The 17,693-nt window shown below is 36.9% G+C and carries 14 protein-coding genes; 5 read left to right on the top strand and 9 right to left on the bottom strand.

What is annotated here, in order from left to right; all coding sequences use genetic code 11:
- The first annotated feature begins 300 nt into the window (after positions 1–300).
- Positions 301–2,349: a hypothetical protein gene (locus ACUVXA_RS04210; protein ID WP_445869987.1), complete on the top strand. Its 2,049-nt coding sequence runs from the start codon at positions 301–303 to the stop codon at positions 2,347–2,349.
- A gap of 34 nt (positions 2,350–2,383) precedes the next feature.
- Here the strand turns inward: ACUVXA_RS04210 and cofH are convergent, their stop codons facing one another.
- The 3 genes from cofH to pheA all read right to left on the bottom strand — a co-directional run bounded on the left by cofH (position 2,384) and on the right by pheA (position 5,840).
- On the bottom strand, positions 2,384–3,496 hold the full coding sequence (gene cofH, locus ACUVXA_RS04205) for a 5-amino-6-(D-ribitylamino)uracil--L-tyrosine 4-hydroxyphenyl transferase CofH (protein ID WP_445869986.1): 1,113 nt from the start codon (positions 3,494–3,496) through the stop codon (positions 2,384–2,386).
- A gap of 3 nt (positions 3,497–3,499) precedes the next feature.
- Positions 3,500–4,630, bottom strand: a complete 1,131-nt coding sequence (gene cofG / locus ACUVXA_RS04200; protein ID WP_445869985.1) for a 7,8-didemethyl-8-hydroxy-5-deazariboflavin synthase CofG — start codon at positions 4,628–4,630, stop codon at positions 3,500–3,502.
- Positions 4,631–4,694: 64 nt separating this feature from the next.
- Positions 4,695–5,840 carry a prephenate dehydratase gene (pheA, locus tag ACUVXA_RS04195; protein WP_445869984.1) on the bottom strand — a complete coding sequence of 382 codons (1,146 nt, stop codon included), beginning with the start codon at positions 5,838–5,840 and terminating at the stop codon, positions 4,695–4,697.
- A gap of 169 nt (positions 5,841–6,009) precedes the next feature.
- Here pheA and ACUVXA_RS04190 point away from each other — a divergent pair, with 169 nt between their 5' ends.
- From ACUVXA_RS04190 to ACUVXA_RS04180, 3 genes are all read left to right on the top strand, one after another.
- Positions 6,010–6,783 carry a class II glutamine amidotransferase gene (locus ACUVXA_RS04190; RefSeq protein ID WP_445869983.1) on the top strand — a complete coding sequence of 258 codons (774 nt, stop codon included), beginning with the start codon at positions 6,010–6,012 and terminating at the stop codon, positions 6,781–6,783.
- Positions 6,784–6,952: 169 nt separating this feature from the next.
- Positions 6,953–8,239, top strand: a complete 1,287-nt coding sequence (gene glmU / locus ACUVXA_RS04185; protein ID WP_445869982.1) for a bifunctional sugar-1-phosphate nucleotidylyltransferase/acetyltransferase — start codon at positions 6,953–6,955, stop codon at positions 8,237–8,239.
- A 33-nt stretch (positions 8,240–8,272) separates the two neighbouring features.
- The gene (locus tag ACUVXA_RS04180) at positions 8,273–8,884 is read left to right on the top strand and encodes a hypothetical protein (protein ID WP_445869981.1); all 612 of its coding nucleotides are present in this window, start codon (positions 8,273–8,275) and stop codon (positions 8,882–8,884) included.
- Positions 8,885–8,944: 60 nt separating this feature from the next.
- Here ACUVXA_RS04180 and ACUVXA_RS04175 read toward each other — a convergent pair whose 3' ends face one another.
- Together ACUVXA_RS04175 and ACUVXA_RS04170 are read right to left on the bottom strand one after the other, a co-directional pair.
- A complete protein-coding gene (locus ACUVXA_RS04175; RefSeq protein WP_445869980.1) occupies positions 8,945–9,661 on the bottom strand; it encodes an archaeal proteasome endopeptidase complex subunit alpha in 717 nt (238 codons plus the stop codon).
- A 323-nt stretch (positions 9,662–9,984) separates the two neighbouring features.
- Positions 9,985–10,146, bottom strand: coding sequence for a hypothetical protein (locus ACUVXA_RS04170; RefSeq protein ID WP_445869988.1), 162 nt, complete (start codon positions 10,144–10,146; stop codon positions 9,985–9,987).
- 229 nt (positions 10,147–10,375) lie between these two features.
- On the opposite strand from ACUVXA_RS04170, the gene ACUVXA_RS04165 reads away from it, so the two are divergent.
- Positions 10,376–11,884 (top strand): hypothetical protein, encoded by a 1,509-nt coding sequence (locus tag ACUVXA_RS04165; protein WP_445869979.1) that lies wholly within the window; start codon positions 10,376–10,378, stop codon positions 11,882–11,884.
- An 85-nt stretch (positions 11,885–11,969) separates the two neighbouring features.
- Here ACUVXA_RS04165 and ACUVXA_RS04160 read toward each other — a convergent pair whose 3' ends face one another.
- From ACUVXA_RS04160 to ACUVXA_RS04145, 4 genes are all read right to left on the bottom strand, one after another.
- Complete coding sequence (locus ACUVXA_RS04160; RefSeq protein ID WP_445869978.1) at positions 11,970–12,614, bottom strand: Snf7 family protein; 645 nt, start codon at positions 12,612–12,614, stop codon at positions 11,970–11,972.
- Positions 12,615–12,709: 95 nt separating this feature from the next.
- Positions 12,710–13,750, bottom strand: coding sequence for a hypothetical protein (locus ACUVXA_RS04155; protein WP_445869977.1), 1,041 nt, complete (start codon positions 13,748–13,750; stop codon positions 12,710–12,712).
- Between the two features lie 18 nt (positions 13,751–13,768).
- On the bottom strand, positions 13,769–16,813 hold the full coding sequence (locus ACUVXA_RS04150) for an ATP-binding protein (RefSeq protein WP_445869976.1): 3,045 nt from the start codon (positions 16,811–16,813) through the stop codon (positions 13,769–13,771).
- Between the two features lie 48 nt (positions 16,814–16,861).
- The gene (locus tag ACUVXA_RS04145; RefSeq protein ID WP_445869975.1) at positions 16,862–17,473 is read right to left on the bottom strand and encodes a Snf7 family protein; all 612 of its coding nucleotides are present in this window, start codon (positions 17,471–17,473) and stop codon (positions 16,862–16,864) included.
- Between the last annotated feature and the right edge of the window lie 220 nt (positions 17,474–17,693).

Below are 17,693 nucleotides of genomic sequence, written 5' to 3'. Positions count from 1 at the left end.
TAGGGCGGGGAAGGAAAACAGGGCAGCCTAAACACGCTTAAAAACCGTTTCACACAGCCTTAGACCAACCAAAGATAGAAATCAATGAACCATAGTTATATTAAAAAGATTAGCTTTCGGTTAAAATCCCTGCCTTTCTAGTCTAAATTCTAAATGGGCTGTCTTTTTTATAGAACAATGTAAGTGACTTAGTATCTAAGATATAGATGTATTTTTATAAGACGATTTAATATAAAACTTGTTAGATAAAATATTATTTTAGTAAATTCCCTTCTCTAAAAAAGTTGGTTTGGGGTAAAAATGGTCAGAGCATTCTATATTCTTCTGAAATCTGGTGAATCACTTTTTCACAAAGTATATGGCCCAAATCAAGTTGATGAGTCACTGCTTTCGGGATTCCTAGGTGCTATTTACAGTTTTGCACGAGAAATTGGCCATGGAGACATTAAAACAATGGAGTTGGGTGATGCTAAATTTATTTGTGAGGTTTCTGATAATCTGATATTTGTAGTTGTAATCGGGAAAGATGAGGATGAGCAAGAAATCAAAAATTTTCTCAGTTTCGTTTCTAAAAGTTTTCTTAATTGTTTTAGAGACGAACTCAAAAGATGGCGGGGAGATGTAACTGTTTTTCGATCATTTTCGAAAGACCTAGATCACTTGATAGAAGATTACCAGACGAAAAGGCTTCCAAGTAAGGTTAACTTAATACCATTCCTTAGAGATGATACTACTGAGTTTTCGGTTTACCCATTTGATGTAGAAATCGCCTCTGTTTTTTGTTTGTTAGAGGATGTTAGAGATCGTGGCGGGGGGCTTCTTAGGAAAAGGCCGGAAGAAGAGTTGACGGGGATTATAAGGGTATTATGGCCCCTGTGGCTGGTTCCTTATAAAGATGGAGAAAGCGCTGTAATTTTGGATGCTATGAGTATGGACTTCCTTCCGATAGGAATTAATCGCACCCAGACTATGGGGAAGGTTGAAAGTTTGCTTGAAGTAAAGAACATCGATGAATTTGTAACCGCTTTTGAAAAGTTACTATCCGACTCAAAAAATGAGAAGTTAGAACAGTTTCCCTTGTATGGTTTTTTGGATCCGCAAGTAGTTGGAGATTTAGAGATTTGCTTGCATCACTCAAAATTCAGCGAGACTAAGGGATTTGTTGTGATTCGACCAATTGTTAGTCAGAGCCAAGCAGTTGAAAATAAAATTGTTTTTAACGGATTAATTGAGGAAATGAAGAGATATAAGCAAAAATTAATTGAAAACGATAATCTCGTTGAGTCAATAACTGAGAAATGGATAAAAAGAATCCAAGAAAAAATTAGAGAGACTAAAGAAACCTATCGTGTTAAGATAGAAGAAATTCGCAAAGACGTTGAGAAGCAGATTGAAATCCTGCTGAGGCTAAGAGAAGAAGAACTTAAAAGTATTGAGGGTTGGTTAGCTGAAGAGGATAGGAACTTGGTAAAGGAAATTAAGGCTCTTTTCAGTCCCCTAATAGAGGTTTTAGAAGATGTGGCATTAAAATCTACAGAAGAGATTGAAAGAAAGATAGATAATCAATTGAGCATTTTAGACCTAATAAATGGACGAATTGAGAAAATTGCTAATGTTTCTGAACATATGAACAAAACTAAAAATCTTGTTGAAAAAATTTCTAAAAGTATAAAGAAAATAGACTCTACTATTGAAAAAGTAACAAGGCAAATTGAAGGCGAAAAAAATGCTATTATAAAAAAGTTTGACGAAAAAATTGCTGAGCAAAATGGCCGAATAGATAAATTAGAAGAAGAACTGGAACACGCTTTAATCAATCAACAAGCATTATGGAATACGGCCACAAATATGCATAGAGAATTAAGAGAGTTGTTTAAAAACGAACGTATAGAAAATGATAAACTCTTAGAAAAGCTACACTCACTAATAGTAAAATTATCAGATAAAATATATTCTCCCTCAATATTTTATGTCCCACTTTACATCTCGAAATTTGGAGATCTAAAAAAAGAGCGCTTTTTTATAGTACCGCCATTACTTCTCTTAAAATTGAGGAGAACTCCTTCTTGCGATTTTGGACAGAAGACACTTCCACTGGATTTACCATCATATATGTTCTTAGAAACAGTAATAGAAAAGGCTCAAAAATTAATTAATGAGAGCAAACAGTTAAGATATGAAATAGAAAAGGGATTCAATGAAATAAATCTAATAGATTCACAGCAAATTGAAACCTATATCAATGAAGGCCTAAACAATCTATTAAAAATGAATATTTTAAATGAGAAAAACTTCCAGGCACTAAAAACGAGAGTCACAGACACTTTTAAAAAAGAGCAAAGAATATAATCTAATAAAGCGGGTAAAAAGTAATTTTTTATTTTTAGCCTAGAAGTTCATACACTGTTGTTCTTTGAACCGGAATACGCCCACAGTCTCTAATTAAAGCTTTAATGCTCTCAGGGGAAAGATATTCTCCACTGGATGATCCTGCTATTTTTGAAATATTTTCTTCAAAAAGTGTCCCACCGAAATCGTTAGCGCCAACGTTCAGGGAGAACTGTGCGAATTTGGTTCCGAGCTTAACCCACGATACTTGGATATTATTGATAAGACCGTCAAACATTAAACGAGAAATAGCATACACCTTAACGTCTTCCATGCCCGTAGCTCCAGGCCTAGCGGAGAGATTTTTATAGAGTTCCGTGTGCTGATGGATAAAACTCAGTGGAACGAATTCTGTGAACCCTCTTGTTTTTTTCTGAATATTTCTTAAAATATCCATGTGGACCGCTTTATCTCTACCACTTTCTACGTGTCCATACATCATGGTACTTGATGTTGGGATTCCAAGCTTGTGGGATTCTTCTATAATGTCTACCCATTCTCTTACCGAGATTTTTTCGGGACATATGATTGCCCTAATTTTGTCCACCAATATTTCAGCAGCTGTTCCCGGCATAGAGTCTAATCCCGCTTCTTTTAAAATTTTCAAAACCTCACGGATGCTTAATTCACTTTTTCTCGCGGCATGATAGATTTCCATAGGGCTAAAAGCATGAATATGTATATCCGGGCTAATTCGCCTTACTGCTTCTATTATTTGTAGGTAAAAATCAAGATCCGCCCCAGGATGAAGCCCTCCTTGAATGCAAACCTCTGTTGCTTTCATCTTAATTGCTTCAAGGGTTTTGGCTTCGATTTCTTTGGTTGATAATAAAAATTGGTTCTGAGAATTCTGGTCTTCACGAAAAGCGCAAAATCGGCACCTATTTACACACACGTTTGTGAAGTTGATGTTTCGATTGATGACGTAGGTTACAATATCCCCCACAGCTCTTTCCCTGATGTGATTAGCAACCAGAATCAATGCCAGAAATTCTTTGCCAGTACAACCGAATAAAAGTTCTGCTTCGTCAACTAAGGGAGAGTGCCTGTCCATTGCCTTATCTAGTATATGGGATATTTCACCGTCTATGTTGTCCAACAACTTCAATCTTCACATCTTCCTGTAACCTTTGTTATCTGCTAATTCGTGGACAAGAGGGGCAACATTACTTGAGATATAATTTTTTTGGATATACTTGGGATAAATTGGTAATCTTTCCCTTAGACTAAATCCTGCTTCCCTCGTAATTTTTCCGAGTTTTATCTTTGACGGCCAGTGATGGTTTGGATTAATTTCATCTACTGTGATTGGAGAAATACCACCCCAATCATTCATTCCCGATATAAGCAACTCACGCTCTTGTCCAATATTTAAATTTGGTGGGATTTGGATATTTGTTTTCCCCTTAAAAACTAATCGCGTAATAGCCGCAGTTAATATTATATCATTCAAAGTCGGAGGTGAAAAATCCTCCATAGGGGTGTTAGGTTTTGGGTTAAAGTTTTGTATTATGATTTCTTGAATATGATCATATTTTTCATGAAGTTTTTTCAAAACATAAATACTTTCAATTCTCTCCTCTAAAGTTTCCCCTATTCCTACCAGAATACCGCTGGTAAAAGGTACTTTTAACTCCCCCGCAGCCTTTACAGTTTTTATTCGTTTTTCAGGTAATTTTCCTGGACTGTGTTCATGGGGACCTCCTGCTTCACATAGCCTCTTACTGCTGCTTTCAAGCATGAGGCCGATGCTGGCATTTACCTGTTTTAATTTTCTAATCTCACTTTTATCTAAAATCCCGGGATTACTGTGGGGAAGCAGTCCTATTTCCAAGGCCATTAAACAAAGATCATATAGGTAGTCAATTATTGATGAATATCCCAACTCCTCTAAAAATTTTTTTACTTCAAAATATTTTTCTTCGGGTTTCTCGCCAAAAGTGAAGAGTGCTTCGGTGCACCTTGCTTCTTTACCCTTAATTAAAACGTTTTTTACCTCATCCGGTCTCATAATAATTCCCGATGGATCCCCTGGCTTGTGCCGGAAACCACAGTAACCACAGCGGTTTCTACAATAATTTGTTAAGGGAATAAAAACGTTGGAGGAGAATGTGACAATGTTACTATAGTATCTTCTTCTAATTCTATCTGCTGCTTCACATATTTCGTCGATATTTCCACTACTTGCTAGGATTAATGCATCCTCGAAATTCAAGTCTTTCCCATCAATATTTTGAAGCACTTTCTAAACCTTCTTTTCATTAAAAATTTGAAAGCTTATGCTCCCTCACGTCCAATAAAATTAGTTAAAGTGATACGGATTTATTTTTCCTTTTAGCAGTTGGGAAAGAGCCCATAATTTTGACTTCACCCGCCTTTTTACCAATATTTTCGACGGCCTCCTTAACTTTGGGATCTTTTCTATGTCCCTCCAGATCAACAAAAAAGATGTAGTCCCCAAGAACCTTTTTTGAGGGTCTGGATTCAATTCTTGTGAGATTAATGTTTCTGTCTCTAAACTCCTCTAAAACTTCACACAATGCGCCAGGGCGGTCCTGTAGAAGAAATATTGCTATGGATGTTTTATCCGAACCTGTGGGTTCACTGTCTCTAGAGGCTAACACCGCAAACCGGGTTTCATTTGTTTGTTCATCCTGTATTCCCTCAGCAAGTATATTCATTCCATACAATCTGGCAGCCGTATAACTTCCTATAGCCGCAATGTTTGCATCGTCCTCCTCTGCAACCATCTTAACTGCCTCTGCTGTGCTGTGAGTTTCGTAGAGATACACGTGGGGCAATTTTTTTGTGAGGAATGTTCTACACTGAGCTAATGCCTGTGGGTGAGAATAAACTTTGGTTAATTTGTCTAGACTAATTTTTTCTTTTGAAATCAAATTATGAACAACCGGGAGAATGATTTCTCCACAGATTTTCGCCTCGCTCCTGGCTAAGAGATCAAGAGTTATGGTCACTGTTCCCTCCACCGAATTTTCGATGGGAACAATTCCCATGTCTACGTGACCATTTTCCACCGCAGAAATAATACTCCCAATTGTTGACATTGGAATCATTTCCGCCTGTGTTCCTGAAATATAGATTAGGGCGGCTTCCTCGGTAAAAGTACCCTTAGGGCTCAGATAAGCAATTTTCTTCAACTCGCCTCTTGCTTCGCTCTCAACCCTTCTCCCATAGTCGATTATTTCAAGAAAAATTTTATTTATGAAATTTGGATCCAAACCTTTTTCAATAGCCAATTTTTCACTGTTAGTGATTACTTGGGTCTCTCTTTTTTGATCTCGAATCTTCAATTTTAATTTGGACTTTACTTCTGCTAGGTTTCTGATTTTTTCTCTTCTTTGTGCTAAAAACTCCACTATCTGTTGGTCGATCTCGTCTATTTTCTTCCTTAGTTCAATTAATTTATCTTGAGAGTTGTTTTTTGAATCCAATTTCTACACCAGTCTGTGACTTACTTGATTCTCTTTAAGCTTAAATAACTTTATCTTAATGGATATTAACCATTAATTCAAAATTAATATATAACCTCAGAATCTCTTTTTTAATATTAAAAAATATCCCCCAGTGATTAATAATTCATATTGGTATTGGTGTCCGAAAATGTGTAAATTACTAGCTGTTTCAGGGAACCAAGAAGAAGATTTAGGAAACATTTTAGAAGTTTTTGTTAAAAATTTTGGGGCCAAAAACCCGGACGGTTGGGGAATAGCTTTTCTAGACGAATCAACGGGATTATACCACATTGAAAAGGTTTATAATAAAGATCAAAAACTCTTAGAGGAAACATTTTTTCAAGACCTAAAAGAAATAAAAACCAAAACGTTAATTGCCCACCTAAGAAAGGCATCAATTGGCAGAAAGAGTATAGAAAACTGTCACCCCTTCGAAAACTATGTTGATGATCACCAATTTGTCTTTATTCACAACGGTACGGTTTGGCCAAGGAGGATTATTGAATCTAAACTGGTTAATTATAAGCCAAAGTCAAGTGATCCTACCGACTCAGAATTAGTTTTTTGCTATATCATGGACGTGTTAGAACAAAAAGAAGTTAATCTAAACTCATATCAGGATATGGTTGAGGCGATTAACAAAATAATTTTAAGAATTCGTTCGGAAGCTCTTATCACCAAACTAAATTTTATTCTTGCTGACCATAAATACGTGTATTGCTATGGTTGGAATGAACTTCAATATTTACTCATAAGCGAAAACGCAAATAGCGATTCTCACAATAAAAAACAGTTCTCTCATCCAAATGGGAAAGTTGTGGTGTGCAGTAAACCAATATTGGAAAATTACCCTTGGAATATTATTCCCCCAAAAACCATCTTAGTTCTACGTGATGGTAAAATACAATATACTTCTGACTAAGTAGTTGATTTATGTCTATCATACTCAAATTTAATTTGTAAAAATGTTATTATTTGAAGCAAGATATAGAATCGTCATAACAATCATTTTTTTAAGTTCCCAATAGTGAATTATTCATAAACATTAAATTCCAATAAATTATTCACCATTTTTGGAGAGTGGAAACCGTTTGAAAGCTTTGATACTGGCTGGTGGAGTAGGTAGAAGACTGTTTCCTTTAACAGAAACCCAGGCCAAACCTATGATTCCACTAGCTGGGAAACCGATACTGGAGTATGTAGTACAGTACCTGATTAATACTAACCTGAGAGATATTATCATAGTGGTAGGACACAAAAAGGAGCGAATCATTGACCATTTTTCTACCGGGAAGGATTTCGGGGCAAATATCTCATATGTTGAACAAAAGAAATTAATGGGTGTCGAAGATGCGATTCTTACCGCTTCTCCTCTTTTAGAGAATGAGGATCAATTCTTAATTGTTCATTCCGATTTTGTTGCTTCTGATGAGATAATTAGAAGAGCCATAGAATATCATAATGGTTTAGATTCTGATGCCACTATCGTAATAACCTTAGTTGATGACCCTACCTTTTACGGAGCGGTGGAAATTGATGAGAACGCTAGAATACTGAGAATTATTGAAAAACCGAAAAAAGACGAGGCGCCAAGCAATTACGCAGCTGCAGGAGTGTATGTATTTAAGAAAGAATTCTTAAAGAAAATTGATGAAACAAAAAAGCTTGATGAAGCTGTTCAGTCAATGATTCGGGATGGTAAAACGGTTTATGGTATGGTGTGGGAAAAGGATTGGAAAGAAATAACCTATCCTTGGGATATTCTGGAGGCTAACCGATTTATTCTAAAACAAAAACTTAAGGGTAAAGGATCTTTTATTGCTGAAAGTGCAACGATTGATAGCACCGCAAGAATTGAGGCACCGGTTTGGATTTGTGACGATGTTATAATAAGGCCTCGGGCAGTTATAAGAGGTCCCTGTTTTATTGGCACTAACAGCTTTATTGGAGACGGAGCCTTAATAAGGGATCACACCTCGATTGGAGAACATGTCTCAGTGGGCTTCGGAGTAGAAATAAAAAACAGTATAATTTTCGATAACACTTCGATTGGAAGGTTAAGTTACATAGGTGAGAGCTTAATAGGAAAAAATGTTAGAATAGGGGCAGGGACTCAGACTTGGAACATTAGAATGAGGGGAGGTCCACCAATTGAGATGAATATTGATAATAAAAAAGTTCTGGTACCTGTGGAACGTTTTGGAACTATTATAGGGGATGATACGGAAATCAGTATTAATGTGTCAATCTTTTCCGGTAAAAAAATCGGCTCAAGGACAAGAATATTTCCCGGAGTAATAATTAACCAAGACATTCCCTCGAATTCGGAGGTTATAGCTGAACAGGAGACTAAAATCTCCATAAAAAAGAATTCCTAAACCATAATTAAAATTAAATACATTGTGATATCTATGTTGAGCGCGTTTTATGAGAAATTGGAGGAGGATACCAAAACAGCAGCAGAATTAGAAAAGAGGGGTGATTATAAGAGCGCGGCAAAAATGTGGATTGAGATAGCCGAGTACTGCTTGACGTTTGCTAAATCTGAACATGCCTCCGAGGAAATTAAGAAGAATCTCATCGAGAGAGCGGAGGGCTACATTGAACATGCTAAGGTACTGAGAATGAAACCAGTTTCTGTGAGAGGCTCCATAGAGGAAAGCTCATTGGAAATAGATTACATTGAAAACGCTTTGGATGAGAAGGTACAGGCTGATAAACAATGGATAGCGTTTAATCTAGACTCATATGTAGTAACCATGTATGGGGTTATCGAAAAATTGCTCACTCATGTGTATATTTCAAAAACCGGCAATCTTCCCGGTCTAGATGATACTTTTATGTCTCTTGTGAAATGGGCTTATCGAGAGGGAATTATAAATGATCATCCCGATAACATAGAATTCATCAAGCTTCTTTATGAAAGGATAACCGCAAAATCTCAAAAAGTAGCTAATGAACAGGCAATGGAAGCAAGAGAAATAATGGAAAGAACTTTTAAAGAATTGTGCGCAAACCTCTGAATAAAAAATAGAATTTTATCTCATACCGAATTAATAAGAGGCAGAAACCGTTTATTAAATTCACTTTTCTTTCTGCTTCTTTTTCCAAGCCTTTTTAATTTCCTCTGGAGACGCTAGTCTAAAGGTTTTTGTTTTGATATCGATAATACCAATATCGATGTCTCCCGGATTAAGTTCTTCAGAAACTTCTCTTAGGGTGTCTATAGCAAGTGTTATCATTTTTTCTATAGTCATATCATCTTTATATTGTGCTTGCAGAATCTCCATTGCCTTTGCCTCGTTAGCCCCAACGGCAGTGGCTTTAGTTTTAGTTATTGCCCCTGAGGTATCCATCAACACTATTTCTGGTCCAATTTCTTGGCTTATTCCCCCAAAAATTATAGCGCAACCGAATGGTCGTGTTCCTCCAATCTGCGTAACGCGTTGCGCAAGACGCCCTAATCTTTGGGCAAGAACATTGATATCGATTTCTGCATTGTAGGTTACTCTATAAGACTGGGATAAAACTCTCGCCCTATCAATAAGGAGTCTAGAATCTGACATGTAACCTGCACTTGTTGCCCCAATGTGTTCATCGATTTTGAAAACCTTTTCATGGGATTCAAGTAACTTACTATGAGATTTTACTACTCCCGCTAATACTACACCATTAGATGTTTTTATTCCAATAGCTGGCGCTCCCTTTTTTACAGCTTCACTGGAATATTCCACCTGGATAATACGTCCTTCGGGGGAGTACATGGTGCTGCTTTTATCATATTCTTCACTTTCTGACAATACCCGTTGCCTCCTAACTGGTTACTATCGCTTTGTGGGAATTAAAAGTTTCTATATTTAAATCTTTTTTAACATGCAATTATTTCTCAGTTTTATTTTTTGTGGGCATCAAATATTTATACTTTTGACTTCTTTTATCTACATTGATGTTCTTTTTGCAACTTCCCCCTCAGATAATCCCTCATTGACATATTTTTATAAATCTATTTTTACCTACATTACACTTTTCTAATTTAGAATAAACACTATCTAAATTTTCACCTTCAAAGTAAAGCCCAAGGTTCTCTTTACCAAATTTAGCATTCGTATTTGGATTTTATCGATTAAAAATTAATTTCATGTACGATTTGCTCAAAGGTCGCAAATCCACAACGAAATGAAACACTTTCTCCGAAATCATATTCCACTTGCTGTTTATGAATAGTTTCATAAAATTTCCTTGAAGCTTTGATATTTTTTACCAATATTAGTGATGATTGAAATATAATATCTATAAGTATACCTCTGTTCTCTAATAATATATAAGCTACTTGATCCTATTGACTAAAGAAGAAATTATTGTAAAATTTTGAATTTATGTCAAATAAATTCTTGGGAGCATGTGGCTATTGCTATATTTGAATAATTTCTAGGTATATTCTCTAATTCTACATGGATAGTAGTCACTAACATATACTAGCTTCTCAAGTTTTTTTTAAAGGCGGTGGGAATATCTTGATCTCTCTGGAAAAATTCAAGTGTATTTTCTGTAACGAGGCGGAAGCAGGTTACTACTGTGAAGAATGTAGATCGTCCTTTTGTCTCAGGTGTGCTCAGGAGAAAAATGAAGAATATGTATTCTGCGGGTCTTGTGGTTCAAAGGAAATTCAGCAGGAAAAAGATAAAAATTCAAAAATCATCCAAAAATGTTTAGAATGTGGATCAGTTTATGTTAGAACTGGGATGAAAAAATGGAAATTATGTCCCAATTGCAATTCCAGCATGGTTAAAAATATATTAGATAAAAGGGTGGAGCTAAACAACGCATTTCAAAAAAATATCAAAGATTTAATTTATGGTTACGAATTGCTTCAAGATTTTTCAAGAAGACTTAAGGAAACAAGGAAAAGACTAGTTTTTCTTCGACATAGAGGGTATCTTCATTACCCACAAATGGAAGAAACTCTAACTCTTCTTTTCCAAGAAATAGTAGCCATTAAAAAGAAAATTGAATCGCGTGCCCAACAAGTATCTAACGCGGTTACCGCCCAACTTGTAGATTTTTCCTACCCCGACAACTGGAGTCCACATAATTTTCCTCAAATACAAACAGCAATAGATAGAATAACTGCAGATATAAATGAGTACAAGAGATATGCAAAAGATCTTATGGCTAAACCCGAGAACCGTCTAGAAGAAGTCGTCCGCCTAGTAAAACTACTAAATTTTCACTGGAAACACTTTGAAGAGAATAGGGAAAATATTGATTTAGAAATTAGTGAAAAACCAGTTGCAGCCATTCCTAGTGTAAAATACGTGGGAAGCTCCTTTCTTGGTTTAGACAAATGCAAAGGTATACTTTTGTTTACGGATAAAAGGTTAATGTTCCTTAGGGAAAAGGGAATACGAAACAAGTCATACTCAAAACATTTCGAATTCCCACTAAAAAATTTCCAATTCGGAATAGAAGGAGCAATCCTGAAAAAAGTCTTTTTTGAGAATCTGCAGGGAGATTTAAAATTTTCCGCATCAAAAAATATTCTAGAAGCTATCGGAAAATATTTTGAATTAGCTAAAAATTTTGGTCTGAATTCCATAAAGGATGACCAGCAAATAAAAAAACTAGAGAGTCAAGAATTAACACTAGATGACCTAAAAAGAGAGTTAAACAAAAAAATCCTAAACATCTTTACACCAAAAATTAAAGAACCCATCCAAGAATTAACAGCGAAACCAACCTTTCCTAATATAACTTATGGCAGTACTAGAAAACCCATCAATAGACTGATTGTAAATAAAGCAACACCCCCTAACATAGACGAAATACAAAGAAAAGAAATGTTCTTCTGGAAAAGTAAAAAATTCTCCACCGAACAACTACTCAAAAAAATAGACGAACTATGGCAACGAGGAGAAATTCCAGTAGAAGAATACTTCAAAAGAATAAAAAGCCTAAACGAAGAACTCTACCTCATAGACAAGAAATTGAAGGAATTAGAAGTCCAGAGTGAAACTATCATATAGCATTAATTCAACCAGTTGGCGACTGAGCATCGAAATATAAAGCTCGCCTTTTTTTAAAAAAGGATATAAAAATAATACCTCTAAATCATTCTTTTTCTTTGGACTTCTTGGAACTCCCTGATCCTGATAACTCCCTTTTCAAGTCTTCCAGTTCCTCCGCTAAAGAAGATTTTTCGGAAATAATGTCACCCTCCGGCACCTTTGGCTCCTCTAATCCCTCCATAGCAATCTCCGCCTCCAAACGGTTAAGCTCACCTTCAATATCACTATATTCCTCCGCACCCATCTCAGAAGGAGTAGCCAATATTTCAGAACTCCTCTCTATGTCATGCATTTGCTCCTCTTGTTTTATCATCATTTCTAGTATTTCCTCTGAGTTGACTAGTTTTCGGGCGTTTTCGAGTTCTGCTCCTGCTAGTGTGAATGCTTCTTTGAGTTCTGAGACGTCGTGTGCTTCTTCTATGGCGATTAGTCTGGTTTCCAGATTCTCTATGAATGCTGTGTATTTGTTTAGGAAATTCTGGTATCTTCTGGATTTTCTGAGTGAAAAAGTTGCCATGTGTCTGTTACCCATTTTTAGGTACTGTTTTGCTTTGCTCCTCTCTTCGATGGCTTTTCTCTCATAGTTGCGTGAACGTAGAGTTAGTCTGTTTATATTGCCTCTTAGCGATGCAACTATATCGTCCTTGTCTTTTGGCCTTTTGCCAAAGAGTATATCTTTGAAGCTCATACCATTTTCCTCTAATTGATTTCTCTAATATTTTTTCTAGGTAATATATTATATTGCTTGCTTTATTAAATTCTCCTCTTTAGGCATCCATCTTTCTAACCATATAATCGGTCTACTTCCTTTTGTCTAGTTTCAATAAATTCGATAAATTCTTCCAGTGAAGGGTCCTCCTCGGCTTCCTCATGGACTAACTCGGCTATACTGATTAAGGAAGCTGCCACATGTTTGCGAGCGGGCTCAGATTTTATTTCGGGCTTAATGAGCGATAATATCCTTTTTTCAAAATCGTTAAAGGTAAGAGCCCCATCTACAAGAAGTAAAAAGGATTCGGTTATCCCTTTCTCTAGTTCCTGTTTTTCATCCAATATTCCGTTGGCTGCCAGATTTTTAAGTGCAGGTCTTATAATGTCTTTTTTGAACCAGTCAAAGAGTACACTTTTTTTACTGGATGGTGGAATAAAGCTGGAAATAGGTGGGCTAATAGTCTTGGGTTCTTTCTTAGCGTATTCTGCCACTTTGTGAATGCCTAGAGTTTTAACGGTTTCTATTGCTCCTAGTACCAGTGATACCACTCCTAAAACCACCTCCCGTCTACCATAGTATTCTAAAATTTTTCCCAGAGCTTGTGAAGCTTCCTCAAAGGACACGTTGCCCGCTACGAAAGTTTTAAAGAGTTCCAAAATCTTACCTCTAGTTTCTAGTGCCTCACTATAGCTAACCTTATCCAGTGTTAAAATTCGGTAAGCGGGTTCCAAAACTTGTTTATCAAACCAGCGGATAACAATGTATTCTTCGGTAATTTTTAGTAGATCTTCTGGTGTAAAATTTGCTTCTGCATCATATAATTCGTCCGATAGTTGAGACGCAAACATTTCGAAAACTGAAGATATGTAGACCCGGAGTGTTTCCTCGAGTTTGAGATTTGAAAGTATTTTTTCAACTTTTTTTTGAAACTTGGACTTTGAAATTTTTCTTTCCAAGTAATTTAGAAAATGTGGGAACGTTTTTTCCTTCATTAGTTGGGAATCTCTGTGTGCAAAATTAATTAGGATGTTATCTAGGACGCCGAAAACTACGCACTCGAAAAATTCCTTTAGCAGTTTTAGATTTTTTTTCGAATCAAACATAGATGCCATTTCCCATTTCACCAAGAATCAATCAATTAGCGATCTGCGGAGTTGCTCAATTTTTTCAAAGGTTTTCCTTTTAAGAAAAATATATTCATCTTCAGTCATTCTGCCTAATTCATAGTACTCGTGTAAACTTCTTAGATATTTCTGGAATTTTTGTACCTCCTTTATTATCATTTCTTTTTCCTGCTCTTTACTTGATTTCTGCTCTATCTCGATTTCTTCTGGTTGCTCGGCTATTGTTGGTTTTTCTAATGGTTTATGAATTTCAGGTTCTGGCCTTTCTTCAATGATAGCGATGGATCTTGATGGCGGAGCTGGTAATTCTGGAAGTTCCTCTTCTATTTTCTTTTTCTCTAACAATAGTTTGGGTTTTGGACTTTTTCGGGGTGCCTTTTTTAAACTATTAACTACTTCTTTTAATAATGTGATTGCATTTACTGCATCATTTCTTAGAACTGATGTGGATGAAATAACAACTATGGTATTTTCCTCGTTTTCCAATACTCCTAATACCAATCGTGATTTATCCTTAGAGCCTGTAATTACTGGCACATCTTTTGAAGTGTTTATTTCAGTTTGCCATCCGCCTTCACGTAGTTTGTTGTAAACTTCGCGGATAACCTCTGCACTGTCCGCTTGTGTTAGGATTTTTTGCTTCGTTCTTTCCATTTTTGGTAATGGATATAGATGGTCATAGAACCGATATTCTAGAATGCGTTCTAAATAGTCTGAAGCTATATCTGTTGGTACACTAATCACGGGAGGAGGTGGAATCGATAAATCTGGTCTTATTTCAATCATTTCTTTCTCTTTTAACTCTTCCAAAGCCTCATAAGCTTCAACTTCTATCTCTGAGGTTGTTTCTATTTCTTCTGGTATTAACCCCATTTTTTCTAATGTCTTAAGTGGTTTAGATGGGATTGATGCTGGTTCCTCAACCATCTTGGGAAGCGCTTCTCTACCTGAGTGCTGGCTCAGCCTCGGTCTAATTTTAACCACCAGGGCTCGGTTACTGGTAATCGATTCGTCTGAAACAATGGTGGTTCCGATTGGAATATTGCGTAAAAATCCCGAATCCTTTACTTCTAATGGAACTTCGGCGGGGGACCTTTTAATAAAAGCGTTAATGTCTGGTTCATATGATAGATAATGTGTTATTAGTATATCTAGTTGAGATAAGATTCGACTGTCTGTAGCTGAGGGTTGCTGAGTTACGAGTACCAGACCACAGCCGGGTTTTCTTCCCAGTTTGGCGTAATCAATTAGTGGATCAGATGCTGCAGTAACTCCTCTTGAAGGAGCGAGTAGGTGTGCTTCATCAATCATCAACCAGGTTACAGGAATCTCTGCTTCAACCTTCTCATCCACCGCTTCTCCGAGCTGGCTGGCCTCCTCTATTCTCGAAATCTGTGACCTAACCTTAAGGATTCTTCGTGCGAGTATACCAATGACTAGGGCACGTAAACTATCATCCAGCTGACTCACATCTATAACAGATACCTGATTCGGTGCCGCCAAATCCATTAAGCTGGTTCCTTTAGCTGAAAAGACTCCCCACTGTTTTGCCGAAGAGAATCTTGCAATCAAAGCTCTTCGTGTATCGCGTCTGAATCCTCTATCCTCAGAAATAATATCCGTGGAGTTTTCAATGCATATAATTAAATCGTCTATAGTATAGTTGTCTCCCTTTCCCGGAATGTCTACCTCTCGGTCATCGATTGATGCCTTGTAACCATTTTTAACCTTTTCAATTACCTGTTCGGTTAGGAGGCCTAGAGTGCTGAATCTTTCTATACTGAAAGTATGACACCAATCATCAGCCGTCAGTTCTGACGGTCTTAGGGAAAACGGAGCATCTTTTGTTTGTTCTGGAACTTTATCGTAGAAGCCTATGGGGATAAAAACCTTCACGTTATCATAGCCCTTTGGTGAGAGATTCCATTTATCCAGGCTTTCTAATTCTCTTTTTTCCCAATTGGGATATTTCATACTCCAAAAAATTCCCATAGGATCAACTAGAACTGTTGCAATTCCCAATCTTGATTCCGCCAGTTCCTCGGCAATAACCCCCATGGTGTAAGACTTGCCGGATCCTCTGTGACCGCTTATAAATACTACGTGGGGTTTTACTCCGTCCAAAAGAACCTTACAACCAAGCAAGTGCTTATCATCACTCTTTCTCTCCCCCACACAACCAATATAGAACGTACCCTTACAACCCAGCTTAGACTGCGTAGCCTTACTCCTTCCCAAAATTATAGACTCACCTAAATTGTCTTTGAGTACGGTAATAGGAGTATCAACTATCTTAGGTACTTCAACCAGATTTTCCCGTTCGATGCTTATCATACTGGCTTCCCCAACAATATAGGCAAAAGCCCACCACAGATCTTTCAAACCCTTTATACTAATCTGTTCAGCAATGTATTTTCTAAGATTAAGCTGTTTAGGATATCTATCAACATCAAAACCTGATAAGTTCCAAATCAGAAAATCCACAGTTTCCTGACTCGAAAAATTATCAAGAGGTTTTGTAATCTTCAAAGCCTTTTCCAAATACTCCATCCTATCAGTAGCTATTAACAGAAGAAGAAAAACTTCAACACGCTTATCCGTATCAATTACACTTATGAGTTCAACCATCTTATCAAGAAATTTCTCATCCTCTTTATACCTATAACCCTCATAAAGAATTTTTGCAATATTCAGGTCGGCCGATTCCTGAGACAAAGCGTAATTTAATGAAGACTCCAGAGATTTCCGAAGCTGCTCATTTTCACTCTCCTTCAGTATAATTCGAAAAGCATGAACAATTGTTGCAGTAGCTTCATTATCAACTTTACCCGAACCGGAAAGCCAAGCTCCAGAATCCGACTGAAGAGAAACCAGCTGCCCGGCAAGACTGTTTATTTGATCCTGAAAGAATTTTCTCTCGGTAGCTTTCTGTGCAAGAACATAACTGTTTAAAAGGTAAGCCTTCTCTAGCGTAGTTACAGGTTCCATCTGAGAAACATTCTGTAAAAGTTCTGTAAGTAATTCACATAGAGGTCTTCCTCTCTCTAACATGATGATTACCCCTCACTTGTACGTATTGAAATATAAAAAGAAGAAAACTTAGAGTTCTTCTTTCAACTTCTTAATATCTTTTTCCAACTCTTCGATCTTCCCACTTGGCGCGGTGGGAAGCTTCACTCCGGTTTCAACACCAATTTCCTGATCAATCTCAGAAATGGTTGCAGCCACCTCTTGAGACGTAACCTCGGTACTCACTGTCATCCTCTCCATACCAGCTTCAGCCACATCCTGAGCTACATCAAAATCCTGCATAGTCCCATCTATCTCCTCAACCATCTGAGCAATATCCGGAAGATTAACCGCACCTTTAAGTCCATTCAGAGCCGACCTTATACCCGACAAAGTAGAAGCCACATCATAAATAGACTCACTCTGACGAAGCCTAACCACCATACCCTGAATCCTAAGACGATAAGCATCCGTCGCGAGCGCCCATTTATTGTAGCGTATGTAGTGTTCGGCGTACATTTTTGCAGCATCGGTGTTTCCTCTGAGCCGGTATTTCTTGGCTTCTTCTCTGTTTTTTCTGGACTCCCTCTCCAACTGTTTTTTCTGGTATTCTAGACGGCGTGTGAACACTTCGAGTTTATAAATGACATCTTTTATTTTTGGTCCGCCTTTGAGCCAACTTATGAATTTCTTTAGAGGCATTCTATCCACCAATCAAATTTTTAATGTTTATCTGATAAGAGATTTGAGACGGTAACATATAATCCTTTCTTAATGTGCATTTTTTCATTACTAATTTTAAATAATAATCGATTTTTACCGTATACGGGAAGTATATGCTTGTGTTTTGCTTACAATTTTCCCCGGAAAGAAGCGTTTTTTTAAGCCCCCGAAACAAGGGAATAAACAACCACATAATTAA

The organism is Candidatus Jordarchaeum sp., from assembly GCF_052745115.1.
This window is presented reverse-complemented; position numbering and strand designations above follow the sequence as displayed.

Excerpts from the sequence above, each read along its gene's own strand:
- ACUVXA_RS04210 (WP_445869987.1), top strand. The coding sequence starts at position 301 with ATGGTCAGAGCATTCTATATTCTTCTGAAATCTGGTGAATCACTTTTT.
- ACUVXA_RS04190 (WP_445869983.1), top strand. The coding sequence starts at position 6,010 with ATGTGTAAATTACTAGCTGTTTCAGGGAACCAAGAAGAAGATTTAGGA.
- ACUVXA_RS04180 (WP_445869981.1), top strand. The coding sequence starts at position 8,273 with ATGTTGAGCGCGTTTTATGAGAAATTGGAGGAGGATACCAAAACAGCA.
- ACUVXA_RS04160 (WP_445869978.1), bottom strand. The coding sequence starts at position 12,614 with ATGAGCTTCAAAGATATACTCTTTGGCAAAAGGCCAAAAGACAAGGAC.
- ACUVXA_RS04155 (WP_445869977.1), bottom strand. The coding sequence starts at position 13,750 with ATGGCATCTATGTTTGATTCGAAAAAAAATCTAAAACTGCTAAAGGAA.
- ACUVXA_RS04150 (WP_445869976.1), bottom strand. The coding sequence starts at position 16,813 with ATGTTAGAGAGAGGAAGACCTCTATGTGAATTACTTACAGAACTTTTA.
- ACUVXA_RS04145 (WP_445869975.1), bottom strand. The coding sequence starts at position 17,473 with ATGCCTCTAAAGAAATTCATAAGTTGGCTCAAAGGCGGACCAAAAATA.